Origin of the sequence: Anoxybacteroides rupiense (assembly GCF_014196195.1) — a bacterium.
Lineage (GTDB): Bacteria > Bacillota > Bacilli > Bacillales > Anoxybacillaceae > Anoxybacteroides > Anoxybacteroides rupiense.
The window spans coordinates 57,691-79,243 of record NZ_JACIDF010000005.1; the positions used below are offsets into that span (position 1 = coordinate 57,691).

Below are 21,553 nucleotides of genomic sequence, written 5' to 3' on the forward strand. Positions count from 1 at the left end.
GAGGGACAGCATGATTCGATTTGAAAATGTAAAAAAGCAGTATGATGATGGTTTTATTGCTTTAAAAAATATCAATCTCGAAATAAAAAAAGGAGAATTGGTGACGTTAATCGGCCCAAGCGGCTGCGGAAAGACGACGACGATGCGAATGGTTAACCGCTTGACAGAACCGACCTCTGGAAAAATTTATATTGGCGGTCAAGATATATCGACGATTGATCCGGTAGAACTGCGCCGCAACATTGGGTATGTGATCCAACAGATTGGTTTGTTTCCCCATATGACCATTGCGCAAAACATTACCCTTGTGCCCAAATTGAAAAAGTGGAAAGCCGATATGTATGAAAAGCGCGTCGATGAGCTGCTTGACTTAGTTGGCTTGGATCCATCCACTTTTAAGCATCGCTATCCATCGGAATTAAGCGGCGGGCAGCAGCAGCGTGTAGGGGTTATTCGCGCATTGGCAGCGGAACCGGATATTATTCTAATGGATGAGCCGTTTAGCGCGCTGGACCCGATCAGCCGCGAGCAGCTTCAGGATGATATTGTAAAGCTTCAAGAAGAAGTGCAAAAAACGATTGTATTTGTGACTCACGATATGGATGAGGCTCTAAAAATCGCCAATCGCATTGCTATTATGAAAGAAGGGGAAATCGTCCAGTTTGATACCCCGGATAAGATTTTACGACGTCCGGCCAATGAGTTTGTCCGCGGTTTTATTGGGGAAAACCGGCTTCAGCAGGGGAACTCATTAGTGCCGACGGCGAAAGATTTAATGTCCTCATTTGTTGTCACTGCTTCTCCCAACCGCGGATTAGCCGAGGCTTTTCGCTTGATGAAGGAAAAGAAAGTAGACAGTTTAATGATTACAGACAAAAAGCAAGTCTTTCTTGGCATCGTGACATTAAAAGAGTTGGAAAAACAATATGACAAAGAAGAATGGGTGCTGGCCGATATTACGGCCGAGAATTGTGCGACGCTAACGAAAGATGATGATGTGACAAATGTGGCTGAAATTTTCCAAAATAAGGATATAAACGTGATCCCGATATTAGAAGGAGATCGGCTCGCAGGGGTGATTACAAGATCGAGCTTGATGCGCGGCTTAGCCGAATGGGAGTTTCATAAGCAACAGTGAGGGAGTGATAACAGATGAATCTCATCCAAACGTTTATTGACAGGAAGCAAGATATTTGGCTTGCCTTTCAAGAGCATATTATGTTATCCGCCATTTCAATGGCGGTTGCCATCCTTGTCTCTGTTCCGCTTGGCATTCTCTTGACAAGGAATAAAAGGATTGCTGAACCGGTCATCGGAGTGGCCGCGATTATTCAAACTATTCCAAGCCTTGCTTTATTGGGATTTATGCTTCCGATCTTCGGAATTGGCAAGCTTCCGGCTATTATCGCGTTGACCCTGTATGCCTTGCTTCCGATTTTACGAAATACCTATACAGGCATTTTGGGTGTTGATCCGGCGCTTGTGGATGCGGGGAAAGGAATGGGAATGACTTCATGGCAAATTTTGTGGATGGTCGAACTTCCCCTCTCTTTGCCAGTGATTATGGCAGGAGTAAGAACCGCGACCGTGTTAACGATCGGTGTTGCGGCGCTGGCGACATTCATCGGTGCCGGAGGACTTGGCGATCTGATCGACCGCGGCTTGCGGGTGGCAGACAAAAATCTTATTCTAGCGGGAGCGATCCCTGCCGCCATTTTGGCCATTTTATTTGACCTCATATTAAAGAAAATAGAAAACAAAGTAACGCCAAAAGGATTAAAGTCGTAATTCGTGTTTTTATAATTAAGAGAAAAGCGATTGGCCTGCATATGGAAGCCGATCGCTTTTCTTGTTTTTAATTGCACACAGAAATCGAAAGAGGTGATTGGATTGCTAGAAATCATTAAGAGTAGGAAATGATTTGTATTTTTAAACAAAATGTTAAATAGTATTGAAAATATTGAAATTACAGTTAATATTGATAAAATTAAAATGACGACAGAAATTTACATTTTTTAAAAGGAGGTGCTTACGATGATTAAGACCATATACAACCTCGGGCACAAGTACTTATCAGAAGAAAACGTGTCATTCATTCAATCGCTTACTTTGCCGATTCGAACCTCAGATGATGCCACCAAGTATGCGGTTATTGTTGACTTCTCGCTTGCAGAAAAGAAAGTTCAGATTACGCCAACAGAAATAGGAAAGTCAACGTCTTTCGAATGGTTATGGATCGGCACTGCCGACGGAGCTGCGAGCCCGCAATGGTTTGGAACCGTGAGCAATGTCGAATATTTGCTCAGTCAGACGATTCCCAATCTACTTGAGCGTTGGAACCAAGCGGATCCCTACTATTCTCTTTTACAAGAGGCGCAACATGTTTTTTTTCTCGATCTTGGCGCAACGAAAAAAGCGGATGAGCGGTATCGCTACATCTTGAACCCAGCCTATATTGACGGACAATTAACGGAAAAAGAAGTGAAAAAAGCGGTCAATACTGTTGCGAAACAATTTCAAGCATTTATGGAAAAAGAAGCGAATGTGCGGACGAAAGATGTTTTGCTTTACACATTGGCGATTGACGGGAAACTGGCGGTTGCGCAACCAGAATATGAACAGCTAGTGATGGCAGAGAAACTCAGTGTGTTTGAAGATGGGAAAAAAGGAATATGTGCTTTAACCAATAAAGAGGATGTAGTGACAGGAGAAACGACAAAATTAAAATTCAACTATTACATTAATGACAAGATCAGCTTTGCAAGCGGTCTTGAAAAGAAAGGGTTTGTGAAAAATTTATCCATTGGCAAAGGCGCTTATCAAGCCCTTATGGCGGGAGAAGCTTATGTTCTTCGCCACTTCAATACTCGTTTCAGCGGCCTCCCTTGTTATATCATCCCTGACTTTTTATACGATGTTCCATTTGAAGATGTCCCGCTACAAAAGCTGAGCGAACATATCCACGAATTTATCCGCACGGTCAAAACGGTGAACACGGCAGAGAAATTGGAAAAAGAAATCGAAGACTACAAAGAATACGAAGAACAAATGGACAATCATATCTCACTGCATTTTCTTTTTTATACAAAAGCGCAAGCGGCTTTAAAAGTGAATAAGCTGTTATCCGATGTTCCTCTTGCCCATTTGCGCCGGCTTCGTGCTGAAATGAGGAAGGTCGGGGAAATGGGACAGCGTGCTTTTGGCGATAAAAAATTTAATTTAGGCCTAGAACCGATCTATTACTTAATCCCCATGCACATGAACAAAAATGAAAACGTGGAAAAAAGAAAGATTTTGCAAGTTTATGAGACGCTGTTAACCAATAAACCACTCTCTTATCCATGGATCATTTCACAATTTGTGCGGCTTGCCAACATTCACATGTATGCGAATTACGAAACTTACCAGTTTAGCGATCATAAAGAAAATAATGATTTTAACTTGGTAAACGCGATGGTGCGCGCGCAGTTATTTTTAAAATTGCTGCAAAATCTCGACTTAATAAAGGAGGAAAAGGAGATGAAAAAAGTCGATTACGATTTACCTGATGCCCATATGGCTGAATATATGGAAACGATGAATTATAATGCCGCACAAAGCTCTTTATTTTTGCTAGGCTATTTAATTGCCATGATTGGCGCGAAACAAGTCAGCAAATTGAACGACCGGGCGGAAAATCTTGGACAAGCACACGGGGCAAAAACGACCCATAAACCGATCTTGGCCAAAATCAACTTCCAAGGGATGAATAAACATCGGTTGGTGATACTTTCCAATGAAGTTTTCGACAAACTTAAACAATTAGGGATTCATTCGCTACAAAATGAAGCGATTCATGCGGAACATAAGCGTCTTTTTGAATTGGCCCTACAAGAAAAATGGCTCTCTGACCATGAAAGTGTTTTTTATTTATTATCCGGTTATGGGTATGGCACAAAGCGTATTTTAAAAGGTGTTAAAGCTCATGCTTCCCAATCTGATGATAAAAACGAAGAAGAAAAATACTGAAACCAAATGGAACTTTTTCCTGTTTAAAAAATGAGCGAGAAAGGCTCAACTTGATAAAAACCAATATGCTAAGGAGGCTTGTTTCTTTATGATAGATAATAGCGAAATTTTATTTCTTTATGATGCGAAGTTAACCAATCCAAACGGCGATATTGACGATGAAAATCGCCCGCGCATGGATTATGAACGTTCATTAAACTTAGTGAGTGATGTGCGTTTAAAACGATATATTCGCGATTATTTGCAACAGCTCGGCAACGAAATTTTTGTCGGGAAAGTCGATGGCGAAACGGTCAATGCGACAGAGCGAATTAAACGGTTGTTCGAACAAAAATATGAAGGAAAGGTCAATGTGAATAAACTATCAAAAGAAGAACAAAACTGGATGCTTGATCAATTCATCGATGTCCGTATGTTTGGCGCGACGATGCCGATTAAATCGGAGGATAAAGGAAGTTCCATGACGTTTATCGGCCCGATTCAATTTAATTGGGGCTATTCATTAAACAAAGTGACGCTTGTTGAATCGGCAAGCATCACATCCCAATTTGGTTCAGATGGTAAAAATGACGGGGGGAATATCGGCAAGGACTATCGTGTATATTATTCCTTCTTGGCGTTTCACGGATTGATTAGCGGCCACCGCGCGGCACATACGAGATTAAAAGAAGACGATGTTCGCTTATTTGACCAGGCGATGGTCAAGGCGATCCCGTTAAATGCGACACGAAGCAAAGTCGGACAATACCCTCGGCTTTACTTGCGTGTGGAATATCATTCACCGGAATTTGTCGCCGGCGATTTGCGCGATTTTGTCCGCTTAGAGGAAACAGAAGGGTTACGCAGCATTTCGGAAGTTGCGTTACGTGCTGATGCACTTGTAAATAAGTGGCTTGAAATCAACAACGAAATTGTCCGCATTCATTATTGGCAAGATTCCCATTTGCTGTTGAACTATGAAGGGCAAAAAGGGCTATTGGCAGACCTTCTTCCATCTGAACTGGCGGATAAACTCGTTCCTGTATTATAAAAAGGGTGACGTTTATGAAAATACTTATTTTTGATCTTGTGGGAAAGATGGGGCATTTCCGTAAAATCGATACAAACTCATCGTCGCTTTCATACTCTTTTCCACCGCGAACGACAATAGCCGGCATACTCGCTGGCATTTTAGGAATGGAGCGCGACAGCTACTATGATCTGTTTTCACCGCAGCAATGCCAACTGGCGGTATCTGTGCGCACACGAGTCCGCAAAATGATGCAAACGGTGAACTATATGTTTGTCAAAGGAAAGGGAGATTTCAACAATAGCAAAGGACATACGCAAATCCCGCTTGAATTTGTGCTTCCCAAAGAAGAAGACCATTTGCGATACCGCATTTATTTTTCTCACTCCGACCGATCTGTTTATGAACGCGTGCGGGAAAGAATTCAAGCAAACCGGTATATTTATCCACCATATTTAGGGATTTCCGAATTGCTTGGGCAGTTGGAATGGGTCGCTGAAGCAGAAGGAATTTTAATGGAAAGCCACGATTTAGTGCCGATCCATTCGGTTGTGCGCGTTTCGGATTTGCGCGAGCGTTCCATCCAATTTTCAAAGGAAACCCGCTTTTTAAAAGAATTTATGACCCGCCAGTTTATCAATGGGCGCATGATTCAAGCAACAGACTATTACGTATTTGAACAATCACGGCAAATGGTCGCGATTCCGACTGTTCCATATGTAGCCGTTGCATATGGAGGAGAAAAAGAAAACATTTTATGGATGTAAGGCGGCGGTGATTACATCGCTGTCTTATTTTAAGGGGGAGAGTCCTATGTATTTGTCCCATAATAATCCAAATAAAAAATTGACAATTCATTTACAGGAAGTATGTGTGTATTTGCTAGATATGCTTAAGTATGTGCCTTTATCAAAACAAGATCGGGCGGCCCTTGAATATATCGGGAAGATTGTGGCGGTGTCACACGATTTTGGCAAATATGTATCTTATTTTCAACAATATTTGCAAACAGGTGAAACAAAAGGAGATTTACATCATCATTCCTTTATTTCCGCCGTGTTCGCCGCCCATCTTTTGCGCCATCCCTCAAAATGGCAAGCTTCTTGGTTTTCATTTGCCCCGCTCATCGGCTACTTCGTCGTTATGCACCATCATGGAAATTTACGCGATATTTCTTTAGATGTGACCAAATCACGCCATATTGCGGAAAATAATGTCCAAGATTCATTATATCACCGAGTTAGAGTGCTAAAACAACAAATTGACGATATAACGATCCATGCTTCCAAGATTGTCAAAGATTTGTCCCCTTTATGGGCGGAACTGTCCATTCCGTTGTCGCTTGCAGATGAACTGAACAGCTTCGTGCAACATTATGAAAAGGCGTTTGATGAAGTGTATCGGCAATATTACTGGATCGATAAGCAAAAAAAGCAGGAAGTGACGAAGGAGCTTTATTATTATGTATTACTGCTATATTCTGCACTCATTGATGCCGATAAATTATCAGCGGCTAACATCGAACGGAAAGCGCGCCTCCACATTCCGGCGCATCTTGTTGATTTGTACCGTGAAGCGAATTATGATGTGAGCGTGACAGAAGGCACAAACGGGTGGCGCAATCGAATGTACAAGACGGTCATGGAACGAATCGAACAAATGGCCCGCGCCAATCCTGACCAAAAGCTATTTACATTGACAGCGCCAACGGGAGCGGGAAAAACACTGCTATCTCTTTCTGTGGCGTTAAAATGGCGGGAGCAAGCGGAAAAGCAGTACGGTTATTCACCGAAAATTATTTACGCTCTGCCGTTTACGAGCGTGATTGATCAAAATGAGCAGGTTATCCGTGATTTGTTCAGTCCATTACATGATTTTCACGAAAACGAACAACGGTATTTAGTCAAGCACCACCATTTATCAACCTTTCAGTATAAGGCGGAAAACGAAGAACTGCCTTTACGGAAGGCGCTGCTGTTGACAGAGAGCTGGGAGGCCGAATTGATTGTCACGACATTTGTGCAATTGTTTCATACGCTCATCGGCTATGAAAATCGCGCGTTAAAAAAATTCCACCAAATGGCCGGAAGCATTCTCATTCTCGACGAAATCCAAAATGTGCCCGTTGAGTATTGGCCTTTGCTGCGTACGGTATTGTACCAAATGGCGGATTTATTTTCTTGTAAAATTTTACTATTGACAGCGACACAGCCGTTGATTTTTCCAGAAGAAGAAACCGTCGAGCTTTTGGAATCTGAAACGGTCAAACCGCTGGACTTTTTTCAAGAAATGGAGCGGGTTGAAATTCATTGGTTAGGAAGCGACAAGGGAGCCTATAGTCCAGAAGAGTGGCAGGACTTGCTTAAAAATCTCTTTGAAGATGGAAAAACGTATTTAGCCATTTTTAACACGATCAGGACGTCGATAGAAATCTATAAAGGGGTTAAAAAGTGGTTACAAGAACGTGAGTATGAGGTGGTGTATCTTTCAACAAACATTGTGCCGCGTAAACGGAAATCGCGCATTGAAAAAATCCGCAAGCTTTTAAAGCATAATCAAAAAGTCGTGGTGATTTCAACACAAGTGGTGGAAGCGGGAGTCGATCTTGATTTTGATGTGGTGTTTCGCGATTTAGGACCGATTGACTCCATTGTCCAAGCGGCAGGCCGTTGCAATCGTAATGGAACATCTAGTGAACTTGGCAAGGTATATATCACACCGATTGAGAGAGACGGGAAATTGGAAGCGCAATATGTATATAAAAGTGTCCATACCTATATTGCAAAAGAAATATTACCGAAAGAACCCGTATCGGAACAGCGGTTTTTTGATATCATCATTCAATACTTTACACAAGTGCGGGAAAGAAAATCGCACGACGCTTCTGAAGGGCTCATCCGCGCGATGGAAATGCTGAAATTTGACGCGAAGGATAGAATGATCGATAAAAATAAGCCCAAATATGTATCGGAATTTCAATTGATTGAAGACGCCCGCCAATCAGTGGATGTGTTCGTCGAAATAGACGAACAGGCACAAGATATTTGGCGGCAATATATGCAGAATGTAGTGGAAGAAAAAGATTTCGAGAAGCGGTTTGAAAACGATTTGCGTTTAAAAAGAGATATCCGTCAGTATGTAATTTCGGCACCGATTCAGCTTGTGAAAAATTTAGACCGCGATTTATATGAAAAAACACGAATGCTTCATTTGTCTAATGATCTATTAAACCAATATTATAACAGCGAATATGGACTGATTCGCTCGAGTGAGATGGTGGATGCATGGATTATGTAGTGGATGTAAATGGCACGCATATTTGGTACTACTTTATTTGTAAACGCGAGGTTTGGCTGATTGCCCACCAAATTGCGGCCGATCAAGAGGACGATAACCTCGAAATTGGCCGCTTCATCTCGGAAACAACGTATCAGCGCCAGAAAAAAGAAATGCTAATTGGCAATATTAAAGTGGACCGTATTCGTCGCGAGGGGGACACTTTGGTTGTTGGAGAAGTGAAAAAATCATCCACCTATGAAAAAAGTGCCTACTATCAACTCTTGTACTATCTGGATACATTGAAGAAAATGGGGATTGAGGCAAAAGGGGAGTTATTGTTTCCAAAAGAAAAGAAAGTAACGAAAGTGGAATGGACAGAAGAAGGAAAAAAAGTATTGGAAGAAGCGGTCGCTGATATTCGCCGCATTGCCCGGTTACCTATTCCGCCAGAACCAAAAAGAATTCAATTTTGCCGAAGCTGCGCCTATCGTGAATATTGTTTTGCGGAGGAATCATGATGAAAAAAACACTTTATATTTTTCAAAGCGGCGAGTTGTTCCGGCAAGACAATAGTATTTGTTTTGAAACAGCTGAGCGCAAGCGGGTCTTGCCTGTTGAAGATATTAATGACATCTATATTTTTGGCGAAGTGAATGTCACCAAGAAGTTTTTGGAGCTCATGGCGCAAAAACGTATTTGTATTCACTATTTTAATTATCACGGTTATTATACGGGAACGTTTTACCCACGTGAACATTTAAATGCCGGACACGTTATTTTAAAACAGGCCGAAGCGTATTTAGATCCGGAAAAACGTCTCGCCTTAGCGCGGAAATTTATCGACGGTTCGATCGGACAAATGATCCAAGTGTTGAAATATTATCAAAATCGTGTAAAAACTAATCAAGAAAAATTTAAGGAGATGATTTTCGATTTCCAGTCAAGCCGGGCGAAATTGGAGCAATGGACAAGCGTCGAGGAAATGATGTCAACAGAAGGGCATGTGCGTGAGAAATATTATCGTATGTTTGATGATATTTTAAACCATCATCCGGATTTTTTATTTGAAAAGCGTTCAAAAAGGCCGCCGCTCAATCGGTTAAATGCCATGATTAGCTTTGGGAATCAGTTTTGCTATACGATGGTGTTAAGTGAAATCTACAAAACTTATTTAGATCCGCGTATCGGTTTTTTGCACGCGACGAATTTTCGGCGTTTTTCGTTAAACTTGGATATTGCGGAAATATTTAAACCGATTATGGTCGATCGTCTCATTTTTACACTTATTAATAAAAAGATGATTACGAAAAAAGAGTTTGATAAACATATGGAAGGGATTTTGCTGTCAGAAGAGGGGCGGAGAAAATTTATTGAAGAATTGGACAAGCGCATGAAAACAACGGTCAATCACAGGCATCTAGGTAAGTCTGTCTCATACCGTCGTCTCATTCGTCTTGAGCTTTATAAGATTCAAAAGCATCTTCTCGGCGAAAAAGAATATGAGCCGTATCGCTCGTTATGGTAGGTGTTGCTATGTTTGTGATACTCGTCTATGATTTTGATAAAAAGCGTGTCGCCAAAGCGTTAAAGATTGCAAGGAAGTATTTATATTGGGTGCAAAACTCGGTGTTAGAAGGGGAAATTTCCGAAGCCAATTATGTCAAGCTAAAAATGGAACTGGCGAATATCATGGATCCCAATACAGATTCTATTGTGTTTTATACGTTTCGCACGCAAAAATATTCGAAACGCGAAGAGATGGGGTTACGAAAAGGCGGAGAAGACAACATTTTATAGGAGGAACAGATGAGGCTTACGATTCGATTTAGACCAAAAGATGGAACCCTTATATTACCGATCAACTATGAAGAAGTGTTGCAAGGATTTTTATACCGTTCCATTCAAGATTTTGACCTTGCGGATTTTTTGCACAATGTTGGATATACAAAAGAAAAGCGGAGGTTTAAACTATTTACCTTTAGCCGGCTTTATGGAACATACCGTATACATCGGCATGAGAAAAAAATCGAGTTTTTTGACCAAGTGACATGGCATGTTTCATCTGTGGTGGAGTCTCTTATTGTCGATTTGGGAAGAAACTATGTATTGAAGGAACACTTTAACCTTAATGGACAGCCGATTCATATTGAGGAAACGATAGTGAAAGCGCTAGATATCACTGAAAAGCACGCCTATCGAATTCGAATGCTATCGCCGCTTACGGTCTACAGTACTTATGAAAACCGATATGGCGATAAGCGAACCCATTTTTTTTCGCCGCTTGATCTTGTTTTTTCAGATATGATAGAGAAAAATTTTTGCAATAAGTTTCAAGCCTATTTTCAAGTGCAGCCAACGGAGAGAGTCAAGATTAAGCCGATCAAAGTAACAGAAAAAGATAAAGTGATTACAGCGTTTAAAGATTTCCGTATCAATGCATGGAATGGAACTTATGAAATTCAGGCCCCGCTTGCTTATTTGAAATTTATGTATGATGTTGGGGTCGGTTCCAAAAACTCGCAGGGATTTGGAATGTTTGAGATCATAGAGTAGTTGTATTTCTTTGTCGTCGACCTCTAGTAGCGTACGAATCCCGGGGGATCGACGACAATTTTCTATTTGCAAAAATTCCTATCGTGATAAGAGAAATAAAATATTGATAGAATCTTTAGATAAGTTTATAATAACGTTGTATTGATTTTCTAAATGTTGATTCGGCAAATTTTATTTAACTATCAGAGATTGAAATTTGACGGAAGTAACATTACAGCCTGTATTTCCAAATTTTTATTTTAGCTATAAGAGATTGAAACCTGCAAAGATGACAGGTCATGATGCATCTACATCAACATTTTTATCTTAACTATTGAGGATTGAAATTTTTTATGTTGGATATCCTGGTCATACTGACACTAAATTTTCAATTTTTATTAGGAGGGTGAAGTTATGATAATAATTTAATTACTGCAAAGATGACAGATACTATTATCTCATATTTATTAAATTAAGATGGATTGAAACTTAATAAATTAAATTAAGATGGATTGAAACTTAATAAATATCTGAAAGAGCGATTGCAGTGCTCTTTCTATCCTTAACTACAAAAAATTCCAATAGCCAGAATGATCTTTTTGATTTTGTTTTCTATTGTATTGTGTTGCTTTTCAAAAAATAAAGAGCCAGGATCGTTTTGTGAACATGGCTCTTTACCCGAAAAACTATAAAGCTGATGGATTAAGCAGCTAAGCCTTTGTCAATGGAGTGCTCCATTGGAGGAAATAGAGAATAGATCCCTTCTCCTGTATCGCGTGGATCGTGAGACCATACTAATTCAGCGCTTTGTCCATCAAATTTTCTCCAGAATTCGTATGCTGGGAACCCATCATGTTGTCCAGTAATGCGGACACTTCCAAGACGGGTTACCTTCAAGGTAAATTCATAATCAATAGCTGGTGCTAAAAGCTCTAATGGATTAGCCACAGAACATTTAATATCTAGATATAAAATACCATCCTCGACACGTTTTTTATAAGTAAGACCAGAGGTTGAAGCTTTAGCTGACGACGTAGAAATAAGTTTACCTGTTGTTTTGTCGTATACTTCTCGAACAGTAGTACCTGTATCAGCATAAGCTGATACACTATAGTTTGAAGGTGATGTATCGATTACGAAACGCTGTGATGTACGATAGCTTCCTTCCCATGCTTCATTACGGTTGTCTCCTCGATAATAAATATAAGATGTCGCTGTTTCTGTAAAAAAAATTCTTTGATGGGGGATAAATGTACGTACGCGTAACTCGAGTTTAGCCATATAAACAACTCCTTTTTAAGTTTTTGTAAGATGCTGTACCTTACACTTAAAAAAGGAGTTTGGGAGAATGAAATAACAACTATTTTCATCATTTTTCAGAAATTTATGTTATAGTTTTTCTCTAACTTTTTTAAAAGCTCATTATAATTAGTATCACATGTTGCGTGTGGATCCCCAATAGAGAAGGTCTTTCTTGTAATAGTGACCGCGTGCTCATTAGTATAGTCACCTAATACAACTTGTCCAATCATTTCCTGTGGGATTTTGGCTATTTTTTTTCCATTTTCATCAATATAAAAATAATGGGTTTTAAAAAATCCAGATTGTAATTTTCCTTCCCATCCAAAATCTTCAGGAGAGGATGTGATCAGCACCCCATTCTGATCGAACGTATAAAAAATAGTGTGTTCTCTTACCGTTAAGGGAGGGGCTCCTTGTATATTATACACAATATAAATACATCCTTTAAAATTTTTCGGGATTAGGTATTCTTCATCATAAGGCTGACGGCTATGTAACCAGTAGCCACCTCCGATAAAAATAACAATTACAACAATACTTATAAGTAGCTTTTTCATCTAATATCTCCCCGTATAGCCATTTTTTTCATTATATCAAATTTTTGTATTCGGAAAACTATTTTTTTGAATTGTTTGATTTATTATAAGGCTCATTCCTCAAGCTATTTGATATCAATTTCTCCGAAATAAGGATCATTTATATTTTCTTCTAAACTTTGTTAAAGAATCCGAATATCTTTACATTGAGAACCTATATTTTTATATATATGGTTTATTTTTAAAGATTTGAACTCCCTTTATTATTATATAGATAAGAAAATTTTCTGTCTTCTTAATTAAAAAATGAATCTTTATTCATTTTTTGCAATAATCTTACAAGGAGGGATTCATATTGTGAAAGGTCTATGTAGTTTAGAGACCGTTCAAAATCGTTTGTTTAATGCTTTTATTAGAAGTGAAAAGGGAGAGCAACTTTTAAAAATGTACTTATCTCAACCTTCAAATGAAAATTTAGAAAGATTAGATGAAGCGTTTAAAATTTATTATTTGAAAATTAAGACATTTTCGTACTTCTCAAAAACGATTAGCTTTGAGGCAAAACATTTTGATAAGAAAAGAAGAAAAATAGCTGATAGATTTTTGGTGATTTTAGATTCTCCTATTGACGAGGAAGAAAATATTACCATGAAAGATATGATTGTTGATTATTCTCAATATGTCTCAAATATATCTTTAGAAAATTGGGAAGATAACATAACTAATGAAGTTATTCGAAACTCAATAAAAGTCCTTACAAAACGTCAAAAAGAAGTGATTAAGTATTCTTTTTTTCAAAACATGAGGGATAAGGAAATAGCTGATAAATTAGGAATTTCACAACAGGCTGTTTCTAAAACGAAAAAATTAGCATTGAACAAGTTAAGGAGACAATGGTGTAATGAATGACTTTAATATTGTCTAACTTATTAAGAACATTAGGTTTCTAATAACTATTTATTGTATCAATTCGAGAAAACACTAGAAAGGTTAGCGATGCTGTCGTTCATTTGATAGCAGTTGTATGGAAAGGGGGTGAGCTTATGATGGATAAAAAAATTTTAATAGAAGAAGTAATCAAAATGCTTAAGCCGGCTATAACAAAAGTACTTAACCAGATTCCAATTGAATATAGGGAAGATTTTAAGCAAGATTTATATCTAAAAATTATAAAGAAGGTTATGGATGAAGATATTAATAAGTTACCGGGGCTTTTTGAAATAGTAAATTAAGAGACAGTAAGAAATATAATATTTCTTTTATCCCCTAGGGCTAGTTGAACCCTAACGCTCAACTAGCCTAAGAATGACGAGGGAATAAGCTAGTAAAATGTCATCGAAAGCTGATTCAAATCCGGAAACAGAGTTGGCTCGAATCTCTGTGATCCGGTACTGATCAACGAGAACGGAAAACACGGTTTCCATGACTTTGCGCTTTCGTTTCATCCATCGTTTTTATGCTTTCGATTGATGTTTTTTCCGAACGGGCATCCAAAAAGCAATTTCGTGTTCACTATACAGTTTCTTTCACAAGTTTTGGCTCATCTACGGCGGTTTTCGCAGTTGTCCGGTCGTGACAGGATGCTTTGGTGACAATCTATCCCATCGGAAGCCCTTGGTCGGTGACCTGCAGATGAAGTTTCCACCCATAGAACATGATCCTTTTGGAAGCACAATCGTCCATATCGGCGATTCCACGAAACCGTTTGGCGCGATACATTCGGGATGAAGGATGAATGACACAACTCGATCGGCAAACTGTCCACGACCGCATACGCATGGTGTTGTCCACGCTTGGCCAGTTGGTGCCGCCTCCACTTGATCGCCAAGCCAAGCGCTCGGCAACGACGGTTGTATCGAGAACGTTCAGGGAACAAGGTCCTTGGAAAACAAATTCCCGATCACAAACCGGTGCCAAGCCCGTTCGGAAGTGAAGCCTAACAACTTTCCAAGGACATGAACGGCGATGATGACCTCGTCCTTTTGTTTCAACAAATGACGATTTCGACGTTGAAGATGAATCTGGATACTGGATAGTGGAGCGGATACAAAACACAAAATCGATCCATATTGTTTTTGAAGTTTGGCACGATCTGTTGTAAAATGAAAGTGCTCTTGCATGTGAATTCTCCTTTTCAATGTTTGGTCGCACTTTCATTTTAAGGAGATCCTCATGCAAGGGCTATTTTTTATGCTTGTCTGATTTTATCTAGCATCACGGGTATACTTTTTATAAATTTTACTTTAATTTTCTGTTTTTTTATATCAACAATGCGTTTTTAATCTTAACTATAAGGAATTCAACTTAAGGTGATCAATGTTTTGAACTAGACCGCTTGCTGTTCGATTCTTTGCTGTGTGCTTTTGTGACAGAGACAAGTCTGTCACCCTCTTCCGATCTTCGGTGTTCTAGGCGGCTTCATTGTATGGATGGCTCCGCCGCCCTTATTTTGTCATCGTCTGCCGTTTTTCCGCTCCTGCTTTATGCGAATCTGGAAAGGAGCGGATCTTTTCTGTTTTTTAGAAAATTTCCCGTTGCGCTTTCGACTTTCACATGTTCTAATAGGAATGATAGTAAAGCGAATGATTGGTTCGCCGATTTTGCATACAATGGAGGGCTGGAAGTTGAAAGATGCAATCATCCGCTTTGAGCGTGTGACAAAGCTGTATGATGGGGTTGCGGTGCTTGACGATGTAAGCTTCGAAATTGAGAGAGGAAAGTTTTATACGCTGCTGGGGCCATCAGGATGCGGAAAGACGACGATTCTGCGGCTGATTGCGGGCTTTATTGAGCCATCGCACGGAACGATTTATTTTCATGATCAGCCGATCAACCAGGTTCCGGCTAATAAGCGGCAAGTGAATACCGTGTTTCAAGATTATGCTTTATTTCCTCATTTGGATGTGTTTGAAAATGTGGCATTCGGGCTGCGCATTAAAAAAATGAAGCAGGCCGAGATTGATAAAAAAGTGAAGGAAGCGCTGCGGTTTGTCAATTTAGAAGGATATGAAAATCGTAGAATTCAAGAAATGTCGGGCGGACAACGGCAACGGGTGGCGATCGCGCGCGCGATTGTGAACGAGCCGGAGGTGCTGCTGCTTGATGAACCGCTATCAGCCCTTGATCTGAAGCTGCGGACAGAAATGCAATATGAATTAAGGGAGCTGCAGCGCCGATTAGGCATTACCTTTATCTTTGTTACACATGATCAAGAAGAAGCGCTGGCGATGTCGGATCAAATTTTTGTGCTAAACAAAGGAAAAATCCAGCAAAGTGGCACGCCGAAAGATATTTATGATGAACCCGTGAATCGGTTTGTTGCGGATTTCATCGGCGAATCGAACATTTTGCCGGGACGCATGATTCAAGATTTTCTTGTGGAATTTGCCGGAAAACAGTTTGAATGCGTAGACAGCGGATTTTTGCCAAATGAACACGTCGAGATTGTCATTCGCCCAGAGGATTTAGAAATGACGGCACCGGAGCGCGGCAAATTGCGTGTGCGGGTAGATTCTCTGTTGTTCCGCGGCGTGCACTATGAAATTTGCGCCTATGATGAAAACGGCAATGAGTGGCTTGTCCATTCTACGAAAAAAGCGGAAGTTGGAGAAGAGATCGGCCTTTATTTTGAACCGGAGGCGATTCATGTTATGCACATGGGGGAGATGGATGATGGCCGCCATGAGACATAATGTGCGTAACCTTTATTTAATTCCGTATGTGTTGTGGATCGCTTTATTTGTCGCGGCGCCCATTTTGCTTATTGTGTATTATTCCTTTTTCGATATTGAAGGAAAATGGACCATTGCCAATTACGAGAAATTTTTTACTCCTATCTACTTGAAAATGGCGCTGAATTCGTTTTGGTATGCGTTTTTAATTACGTTGTTTTCGTTGCTGATTGCTTATCCAACCGCTTATTTTTTAACAAAAACGAAACATAAGCAGCTATGGCTTTTATTGATTATTTTGCCGACGTGGGTCAATTTGTTGCTGAAGGCGTATGCTTTTTTAGGCATTTTTGGAACGTTCGGCTTGGCTAATGCTATTTTGGAAATGTTGGGAATCGGCAAAAAGCAAATTTTATTTACAGACTTTAGCTTTGTTTTCGTATCGGTTTATATTTTTATCCCGTTTATGGTGCTTCCTATTTTCAATGCGCTTGAAGAGCTGAATCCGTCGCTTGTGGATGCTGCACGCGATCTCGGGGCTTCCGCATGGACGACATTCCGCCGCGTTGTGTTTCCATTGACGCTGGATGGTGTAAAAGCGGGCTGCCAAGCGGTGTTTATCCCGTCATTATCTCTGTTCATGATTACGCGTTTAATCGCTGGCAATCGCGTCATTACTCTGGGGACGGCGGTTGAGGAGCATTTCCTCGTGACCCAGGATTGGGGAATGGGAGCGACCATTGCCGTGTTTTTAATGATTGCAATGGCGGTTATTATCGGGTTAACAGGAAACCGGAAGTGAGGAAGGCAGATGAAGCGAAATCGGACATGGGGACAAATTTATTTAGTGATCGTATTTGTCATTTTATATATGCCTATTTTTTATCTTATGTATTATTCGTTTAATAGCGGCGGCACGATGCATCATTTTCAGCGATTTACCTTCGAATGGTACAAGGAGGTATTTCATGATCCTCGCCTTTTAATTATTGTCATCAATACGCTTGTGATCGCTTTGTTATCGGCTACGATCTCGACGATTTTAGGTGTGGCGGGGGCGCTTTCGATTTATTATGTAAAAAGACGGAGAGCCAAAAATTTGCTGCTTACGTTTAACAATGTGCTCATCGTAAGTCCTGATGTCATTATTGGTGCCTCGTTTTTAATTTTATTTACGATTGCCGGAATCAAGCTGGGGTTTATCTCTGTTCTCTTATCACATATTGCCTTCAGTGTTCCGATTGTCGTATTGATGGTGCTGCCAAAGCTGCAGGAAATGAGTCCGACTTTAATGGATGCGGCGCACGATTTAGGGGCGAATCAATGGCAAGTGTTAACACGAGTCATTTTGCCGTTTATTACACCCGGTATTTTTGCCGGATTCTTTATGGCGCTTACATATTCACTTGATGACTTTGCTGTGACGTTTTTCGTAACCGGAAACGGCTTTTCGACGTTGTCGGTGGAAATTTATTCACGAGCGCGGCAAGGAATTTCCTTGTCGATCAATGCGTTGTCGACCCTTCTGTTTTTATTTACGATCCTTCTTATCGTTGGATATTATGTCATTAGCCAAAAAGGCGGCCGTTTGTACGGGGAAGGAGGGCGCAGATGAGAAGGCTTGTTCAATCGTTTGCCGCTGTTTTGCTGATTACTGCCGCCTTACTTTATATATCCTATCGCCTAAATGAATCAGAAGGCTATGCTGGAAACCATACGCTGACTGTTTATAACTGGGGCGACTATATTGACCCGAAGCTGATTAAGGAATTTGAAAAAGAAACGGGATGGAAGGTCATTTATCAAACCTTTGATTCGAACGAAGCTATGATGGCAAAAATCGCTCAAGGGGGAACGACCTTTGATGTAGCGGTACCGTCAGAGTATGCGATCAGCAAAATGAAAGAGGAAGGAATGCTTCTTCCGCTTGATCATTCCAAGCTGCCGAACTTGAAATACCTCGATCCTCGTTTTTTGAATCTATCATTTGATCCGGGCAATCAATATTCTGTGCCGTATTTTTGGGGCACGGTCGGAATCGTCTATAATTCAGAAATGCTTGGCGGCAAAAAGCTGACAAGCTGGAATGATTTATGGAACAAGGATTTGCGGAATCAAATTTTGCTTGTCGACGGGGCCCGAGAAGTGATGGGAATGGCGCTAAACAGTCTTCATTATTCATTAAATGATACGAATCAAGCGCATTTATTGCAGGCCAAAAGAAAGCTTGATTCCTTGACGCCCAATGTGAAGGCGATTGTCGGTGACGAAATAAAGATGTTGCTGGCCAATGAAGAAGCGGCGATTGGGGTCGTGTGGTCTGGCGATGCGGCGGAAATTATTGCGGAAAATGACAAGCTGGACTATGTTGTGCCAAAGGAAGGCTCCAATCTATGGTTTGATAATATGGTGATTCCGAAAACGGCAAAAAATATTGAAGGAGCGCATCAGTTTATTAATTTTATGCTGGATCCGAAGCATGCGGCGGCGAATGCTGAATATGTTGGCTATTCCACGCCAAACAAAAAAGCGCTGGAATATATGCCAAAAGAAGTGGTAAAGGATCAACGGTTTTATCCTGATTTCCATTCGATTGGCCGATTAGAAGTGTACGAGAATTTGGGAAAACGGATGCTCGCTTATTACAATGAACTGTTCCTTGAATTTAAAATGCATCGCAAATGAAAGGAAGATTGAACGGATTGACACGGATGAAAAAAGCGTGGGTGACGATAGGGACTGTCGGGTTGTTTATGGCCGGAAAGCTAAAATGGCTGTTGGCGCTTGCAAAATTTTTGAAGCTAAGCTCTCTCATTTCTTTATTTATTTCCTTTGGTTTATATGCGCTTGTCTATGGATGGAAGTTTGCTGTGGCGTTGATCTATCTGATTTATGTGCATGAAATGGGGCATCTCATGGCAGCGCGGAAAAAAGACATACCGACGTCTAAAGCGATTTTTCTCCCTTTCATTGGCGCGGTGGTGGCGCTGAAAAAACAACCAGAATCAGCGAATGATGAAGCTTATTTAGCATATGCCGGGCCGCTGTGGGGGACATTGGCGTTTTTGCCGGCTTTTCCGCTGTATTGGATGACAGAGGATCCTTTTTGGGGACTTGTAATCGCGCTGGGAGCGATCATTAATTTATTTAATTTGCTTCCGATTCATCCTCTTGACGGCGGAAGAATTGTGGGGGTGATCTCTCCAAAAATCTGGTTCTTTGGACTGATAGGAGGAGCGCTTTATTGGATTTGGCGCCCGAACGGAATATTAGCTTTGATCTTGCTTTTTGGAGCGATGAAATGCTGGGAGCTGATGAGGCAGGCTTTTCGTTATGAAATGCTGAAGGTGGAACAAAAAGCAGACAAGCATGCTCTTGAGCAATTGGAAGCATACCGGTCAGCAACCGAACAGGAACAATATGAGATGCGCCGAAAATGGGCAGAAGAGCAAAGCCGCATGGAAATCGATAGAAAACGTTACGTACCGGTTATACAGGATCAGCAAAAATTGCGAAAGCATCAAGCGCTGATCTACAAAGAAAACCTTGATTTGCTATTAAATGCTACAAGCTTTTGGATGATCGATGAGGAAAAGTTGCTTAAGGCTAAAGACGAGCTGGAAGAGGCCATCCGTGATGGCGAGGAAGCTATGCGAAAAGAAAAAGTGTATTATGCGTCAGATACAAAAACGAAGTGGCTATGGTTGGTTTTGTATATTGGACTTGGCGCGTTTTTACTTGCATGTACGATGTATGGCCAAAGCCTCTTAGACCGATATCAATCGATTATCTCCTAAACACACATCCCCCTTGCCGGCTGGCAAGGGGGTGATCTATATGAAAGGGGGGTACGCGTTTTTATTTGGCTGTTTTTAATTTGGCTAGCTCTTGTTCTACTTCTTCATGAAAAACGGGAGGCAGGGACAACGTTTTTTGTGTTTCATATACGTATGTGCTTGCTTTGGCTTTTGCTTCAAGGGACCGAACATGTTCTTCGATACGTTCAAATCCTTTTAGGATCTGTTCCGGATTGAAAGAAACGAGTGACGTGTTGACATCTGTAATGGCTTTGGCGGCATGAGCTCGTGCAATGAAATCAAAATGCTTGATTTTTAGCTCTTCATACTTTTCTTTCAGTTTCTTTAGCTGTTCATTTAAGTATGTTGTTTTTTCAATTAATGTGTTATACTGCTGTTTGTATGTCTCAAGTTTTTTCTCATAGGATATTTTTTCTTGCAGGGCCATTTTTGCGATGGCCTCTTCTTCTTTTTCGATAGCGAGCTTGGCCTGGCGTTCTCTTTTTTTCACGATTTCTTCGGTACGATGAATGAGCATTTCATAGCGCTGCTGGATGGCGAATTGCTGGGCGAGTGCTTGCTGGGTGTTGTCAATCTGCTCATTTAACTCACGAAGATATTGCTTCGTCATGCGAATAGGATCTTCACATTTGTCAATCCAATCGTGCAAATCGGCCGTGACGATCCGCTTCAGGCGCTTGAAAATCCCCACGTCTCTATTCCTCCTTTTTCTGTATCGTTTTTTCCCATTCATCTAGAAAATCTATGGCTTGTCCGGATGAAGGGGCAACTGTTGGCCATTCTTCACGGACTTGTCGCTTGTGATACATCATATAAATCGCAAATAAGATAAACGGAACAAGCAATATTTTAGGCAGAAGCGCCGTGATGCCGATTCCCATAAGGGCCAAGCCTCCCCATTTCCATCCGCTAGAGCTTTTGGCTGTTCTCCAAAGCATCCAGCCGCTGATGATCATGGTCCATTTCATCAACAGAGGGAAGAGAATCCATATGGCCCAACTGTTTTCATAGATTCTGATCATGGGTGGACTGTGATCAACATAGTGGCGTCCCATAAATAAATCATGGCGATGGGGCATGTCCATGATTGGGATCGCTTGTACTCTTCCGGAAACCCCGGCATTTATGAGCAAACACAATCCACTCACAGCAGCGATTGTTGCGAGAAGAATAAGAAATAGATTGGGCCGTTTCATCACTTCTCACCTCCTTTTTTTGCTGAGTTTTCTCGCATGGCTGCTTACAATTCGCATTGTAAAGAAAAAAAGAGAAAATCAGGTGAAAAAAGAAGGGAGAAAAGAAAATTTTTTATTAACTGTTGATAAACGTTCTCATCCTGAGTCCCACACTGCCATTGTCCGCATTCCTTATCGGTCAAGAGCTCTCAAGACAATTTAA

General features: G+C 40.7%; 22 protein-coding genes and 1 pseudogene. 18 read left to right on the forward strand and 5 right to left on the reverse strand.

Annotated elements, in window-relative coordinates; all coding sequences use genetic code 11:
• Nucleotides 1–10: 10 nt before the first annotated feature.
• The 10 genes from GGQ95_RS10040 (at nucleotide 11) to cas6 (ending at nucleotide 10,849) form a co-directional block, all read left to right on the forward strand.
• A complete protein-coding gene (locus GGQ95_RS10040) occupies nucleotides 11–1,138 on the forward strand; it encodes an ABC transporter ATP-binding protein (RefSeq protein ID WP_183186696.1) in 1,128 nt (375 codons plus the stop codon).
• A gap of 14 nt (nucleotides 1,139–1,152) precedes the next feature.
• The gene (locus tag GGQ95_RS10045) at nucleotides 1,153–1,788 is read left to right on the forward strand and encodes an ABC transporter permease (RefSeq protein ID WP_066148447.1); all 636 of its coding nucleotides are present in this window, start codon (nucleotides 1,153–1,155) and stop codon (nucleotides 1,786–1,788) included.
• A gap of 246 nt (nucleotides 1,789–2,034) precedes the next feature.
• Nucleotides 2,035–4,008, forward strand: coding sequence for a TIGR02556 family CRISPR-associated protein (locus tag GGQ95_RS10050; RefSeq protein WP_183186697.1), 1,974 nt, complete (start codon nucleotides 2,035–2,037; stop codon nucleotides 4,006–4,008).
• Between the two features lie 88 nt (nucleotides 4,009–4,096).
• Nucleotides 4,097–5,038, forward strand: a complete 942-nt coding sequence (cas7b, locus tag GGQ95_RS10055; RefSeq protein ID WP_221212069.1) for a type I-B CRISPR-associated protein Cas7/Csh2 — start codon at nucleotides 4,097–4,099, stop codon at nucleotides 5,036–5,038.
• A 14-nt stretch (nucleotides 5,039–5,052) separates the two neighbouring features.
• Nucleotides 5,053–5,784, forward strand: a complete 732-nt coding sequence (cas5b, locus tag GGQ95_RS10060) for a type I-B CRISPR-associated protein Cas5b (RefSeq protein WP_183186698.1) — start codon at nucleotides 5,053–5,055, stop codon at nucleotides 5,782–5,784.
• A gap of 46 nt (nucleotides 5,785–5,830) precedes the next feature.
• Nucleotides 5,831–8,314 carry a CRISPR-associated helicase Cas3' gene (gene cas3, locus GGQ95_RS10065; RefSeq protein WP_183186699.1) on the forward strand — a complete coding sequence of 828 codons (2,484 nt, stop codon included), beginning with the start codon at nucleotides 5,831–5,833 and terminating at the stop codon, nucleotides 8,312–8,314.
• Entirely contained in the window at nucleotides 8,302–8,814 is a 513-nt protein-coding gene (cas4, locus tag GGQ95_RS10070) for a CRISPR-associated protein Cas4 (protein ID WP_183186700.1), read from the forward strand. Before cas3 ends, cas4 begins: the two co-directional genes overlap by 13 nt.
• Nucleotides 8,814–9,821 (forward strand): type I-B CRISPR-associated endonuclease Cas1b, encoded by a 1,008-nt coding sequence (cas1b, locus tag GGQ95_RS10075; RefSeq protein WP_080862701.1) that lies wholly within the window; start codon nucleotides 8,814–8,816, stop codon nucleotides 9,819–9,821. Before cas4 ends, cas1b begins: the two co-directional genes overlap by 1 nt.
• An 8-nt stretch (nucleotides 9,822–9,829) precedes the next feature.
• The gene (cas2, locus tag GGQ95_RS10080; RefSeq protein WP_066148459.1) at nucleotides 9,830–10,093 is read left to right on the forward strand and encodes a CRISPR-associated endonuclease Cas2; all 264 of its coding nucleotides are present in this window, start codon (nucleotides 9,830–9,832) and stop codon (nucleotides 10,091–10,093) included.
• Between the two features lie 9 nt (nucleotides 10,094–10,102).
• Entirely contained in the window at nucleotides 10,103–10,849 is a 747-nt protein-coding gene (gene cas6, locus GGQ95_RS10085) for a CRISPR-associated endoribonuclease Cas6 (protein ID WP_080862700.1), read from the forward strand.
• Nucleotides 10,850–11,530: 681 nt separating this feature from the next.
• On the opposite strand, the gene GGQ95_RS10090 is transcribed toward cas6, so the two are convergent.
• The gene (locus tag GGQ95_RS10090) at nucleotides 11,531–12,109 is read right to left on the reverse strand and encodes a DUF3238 domain-containing protein (protein WP_044741375.1); all 579 of its coding nucleotides are present in this window, start codon (nucleotides 12,107–12,109) and stop codon (nucleotides 11,531–11,533) included.
• A 95-nt stretch (nucleotides 12,110–12,204) separates the two neighbouring features.
• A complete protein-coding gene (locus GGQ95_RS10095; protein WP_044741376.1) occupies nucleotides 12,205–12,687 on the reverse strand; it encodes a DUF6843 domain-containing protein in 483 nt (160 codons plus the stop codon).
• A gap of 336 nt (nucleotides 12,688–13,023) precedes the next feature.
• Here GGQ95_RS10095 and GGQ95_RS10100 point away from each other — a divergent pair, with 336 nt between their 5' ends.
• The gene (locus GGQ95_RS10100) at nucleotides 13,024–13,575 is read left to right on the forward strand and encodes a sigma-70 family RNA polymerase sigma factor (RefSeq protein ID WP_183186701.1); all 552 of its coding nucleotides are present in this window, start codon (nucleotides 13,024–13,026) and stop codon (nucleotides 13,573–13,575) included.
• A 134-nt stretch (nucleotides 13,576–13,709) separates the two neighbouring features.
• Nucleotides 13,710–13,898: a hypothetical protein gene (locus tag GGQ95_RS10105; protein ID WP_044741378.1), complete on the forward strand. Its 189-nt coding sequence runs from the start codon at nucleotides 13,710–13,712 to the stop codon at nucleotides 13,896–13,898.
• 51 nt (nucleotides 13,899–13,949) lie between these two features.
• Here GGQ95_RS10105 and GGQ95_RS10110 read toward each other — a convergent pair.
• A pseudogene (locus GGQ95_RS10110) lies at nucleotides 13,950–14,786 on the reverse strand (IS982 family transposase).
• Between the two features lie 504 nt (nucleotides 14,787–15,290).
• On the opposite strand from GGQ95_RS10110, the gene GGQ95_RS10115 reads away from it, so the two are divergent.
• Genes GGQ95_RS10115 through GGQ95_RS10135 form a run of 5 tightly spaced genes read left to right on the forward strand, consistent with a single transcriptional unit; the run spans nucleotide 15,291 to nucleotide 20,134 of the window.
• The gene (locus GGQ95_RS10115) at nucleotides 15,291–16,358 is read left to right on the forward strand and encodes an ABC transporter ATP-binding protein (protein ID WP_369815516.1); all 1,068 of its coding nucleotides are present in this window, start codon (nucleotides 15,291–15,293) and stop codon (nucleotides 16,356–16,358) included.
• Nucleotides 16,348–17,139 (forward strand): ABC transporter permease, encoded by a 792-nt coding sequence (locus tag GGQ95_RS10120; protein ID WP_080862704.1) that lies wholly within the window; start codon nucleotides 16,348–16,350, stop codon nucleotides 17,137–17,139. Before GGQ95_RS10115 ends, GGQ95_RS10120 begins: the two co-directional genes overlap by 11 nt.
• Nucleotides 17,140–17,148: 9 nt before the next feature.
• Nucleotides 17,149–17,952 (forward strand): ABC transporter permease, encoded by an 804-nt coding sequence (locus GGQ95_RS10125; protein ID WP_183186702.1) that lies wholly within the window; start codon nucleotides 17,149–17,151, stop codon nucleotides 17,950–17,952.
• On the forward strand, nucleotides 17,949–19,022 hold the full coding sequence (locus tag GGQ95_RS10130; protein ID WP_080862698.1) for an ABC transporter substrate-binding protein: 1,074 nt from the start codon (nucleotides 17,949–17,951) through the stop codon (nucleotides 19,020–19,022). Before GGQ95_RS10125 ends, GGQ95_RS10130 begins: the two co-directional genes overlap by 4 nt.
• 26 nt (nucleotides 19,023–19,048) lie before the next feature.
• Nucleotides 19,049–20,134, forward strand: coding sequence for a site-2 protease family protein (locus GGQ95_RS10135; protein WP_244963683.1), 1,086 nt, complete (start codon nucleotides 19,049–19,051; stop codon nucleotides 20,132–20,134).
• 61 nt (nucleotides 20,135–20,195) lie between these two features.
• Here the strand turns inward: GGQ95_RS10135 and GGQ95_RS10140 are convergent, their stop codons facing one another.
• Nucleotides 20,196–20,846, reverse strand: a complete 651-nt coding sequence (locus GGQ95_RS10140) for a PspA/IM30 family protein (RefSeq protein ID WP_066151067.1) — start codon at nucleotides 20,844–20,846, stop codon at nucleotides 20,196–20,198.
• Nucleotides 20,847–20,850: 4 nt separating this feature from the next.
• Nucleotides 20,851–21,126 (reverse strand): hypothetical protein, encoded by a 276-nt coding sequence (locus tag GGQ95_RS10145; protein ID WP_183186704.1) that lies wholly within the window; start codon nucleotides 21,124–21,126, stop codon nucleotides 20,851–20,853.
• 112 nt (nucleotides 21,127–21,238) lie between these two features.
• On the opposite strand from GGQ95_RS10145, the gene GGQ95_RS10150 reads away from it, so the two are divergent.
• Nucleotides 21,239–21,553, forward strand: coding sequence for a hypothetical protein (locus GGQ95_RS10150; RefSeq protein WP_183186705.1), 315 nt, complete (start codon nucleotides 21,239–21,241; stop codon nucleotides 21,551–21,553).

Bases quoted from the DNA above. Each gene is read 5' to 3' on its own strand.
- GGQ95_RS10040 (WP_183186696.1), top strand. From the start codon at position 11: ATGATTCGATTTGAAAATGTAAAAAAGCAGTATGATGATGGTTTTATT.
- GGQ95_RS10120 (WP_080862704.1), top strand. From the start codon at position 16,348: ATGAGACATAATGTGCGTAACCTTTATTTAATTCCGTATGTGTTGTGG.
- GGQ95_RS10125 (WP_183186702.1), top strand. From the start codon at position 17,149: ATGAAGCGAAATCGGACATGGGGACAAATTTATTTAGTGATCGTATTT.
- cas7b (WP_221212069.1), top strand. From the start codon at position 4,097: ATGATAGATAATAGCGAAATTTTATTTCTTTATGATGCGAAGTTAACC.
- cas4 (WP_183186700.1), top strand. From the start codon at position 8,302: ATGGATTATGTAGTGGATGTAAATGGCACGCATATTTGGTACTACTTT.
- GGQ95_RS10090 (WP_044741375.1), bottom strand. From the start codon at position 12,109: ATGGCTAAACTCGAGTTACGCGTACGTACATTTATCCCCCATCAAAGA.
- cas6 (WP_080862700.1), top strand. From the start codon at position 10,103: ATGAGGCTTACGATTCGATTTAGACCAAAAGATGGAACCCTTATATTA.
- GGQ95_RS10150 (WP_183186705.1), top strand. From the start codon at position 21,239: ATGATTGGGATCGCTTGTACTCTTCCGGAAACCCCGGCATTTATGAGC.
- GGQ95_RS10130 (WP_080862698.1), top strand. From the start codon at position 17,949: ATGAGAAGGCTTGTTCAATCGTTTGCCGCTGTTTTGCTGATTACTGCC.
- GGQ95_RS10105 (WP_044741378.1), top strand. From the start codon at position 13,710: ATGATGGATAAAAAAATTTTAATAGAAGAAGTAATCAAAATGCTTAAG.
- cas5b (WP_183186698.1), top strand. From the start codon at position 5,053: ATGAAAATACTTATTTTTGATCTTGTGGGAAAGATGGGGCATTTCCGT.
- GGQ95_RS10135 (WP_244963683.1), top strand. From the start codon at position 19,049: ATGAAAAAAGCGTGGGTGACGATAGGGACTGTCGGGTTGTTTATGGCC.
- GGQ95_RS10045 (WP_066148447.1), top strand. From the start codon at position 1,153: ATGAATCTCATCCAAACGTTTATTGACAGGAAGCAAGATATTTGGCTT.
- GGQ95_RS10095 (WP_044741376.1), bottom strand. From the start codon at position 12,687: ATGAAAAAGCTACTTATAAGTATTGTTGTAATTGTTATTTTTATCGGA.
- cas3 (WP_183186699.1), top strand. From the start codon at position 5,831: ATGTATTTGTCCCATAATAATCCAAATAAAAAATTGACAATTCATTTA.
- GGQ95_RS10050 (WP_183186697.1), top strand. From the start codon at position 2,035: ATGATTAAGACCATATACAACCTCGGGCACAAGTACTTATCAGAAGAA.
- cas2 (WP_066148459.1), top strand. From the start codon at position 9,830: ATGTTTGTGATACTCGTCTATGATTTTGATAAAAAGCGTGTCGCCAAA.
- cas1b (WP_080862701.1), top strand. From the start codon at position 8,814: ATGAAAAAAACACTTTATATTTTTCAAAGCGGCGAGTTGTTCCGGCAA.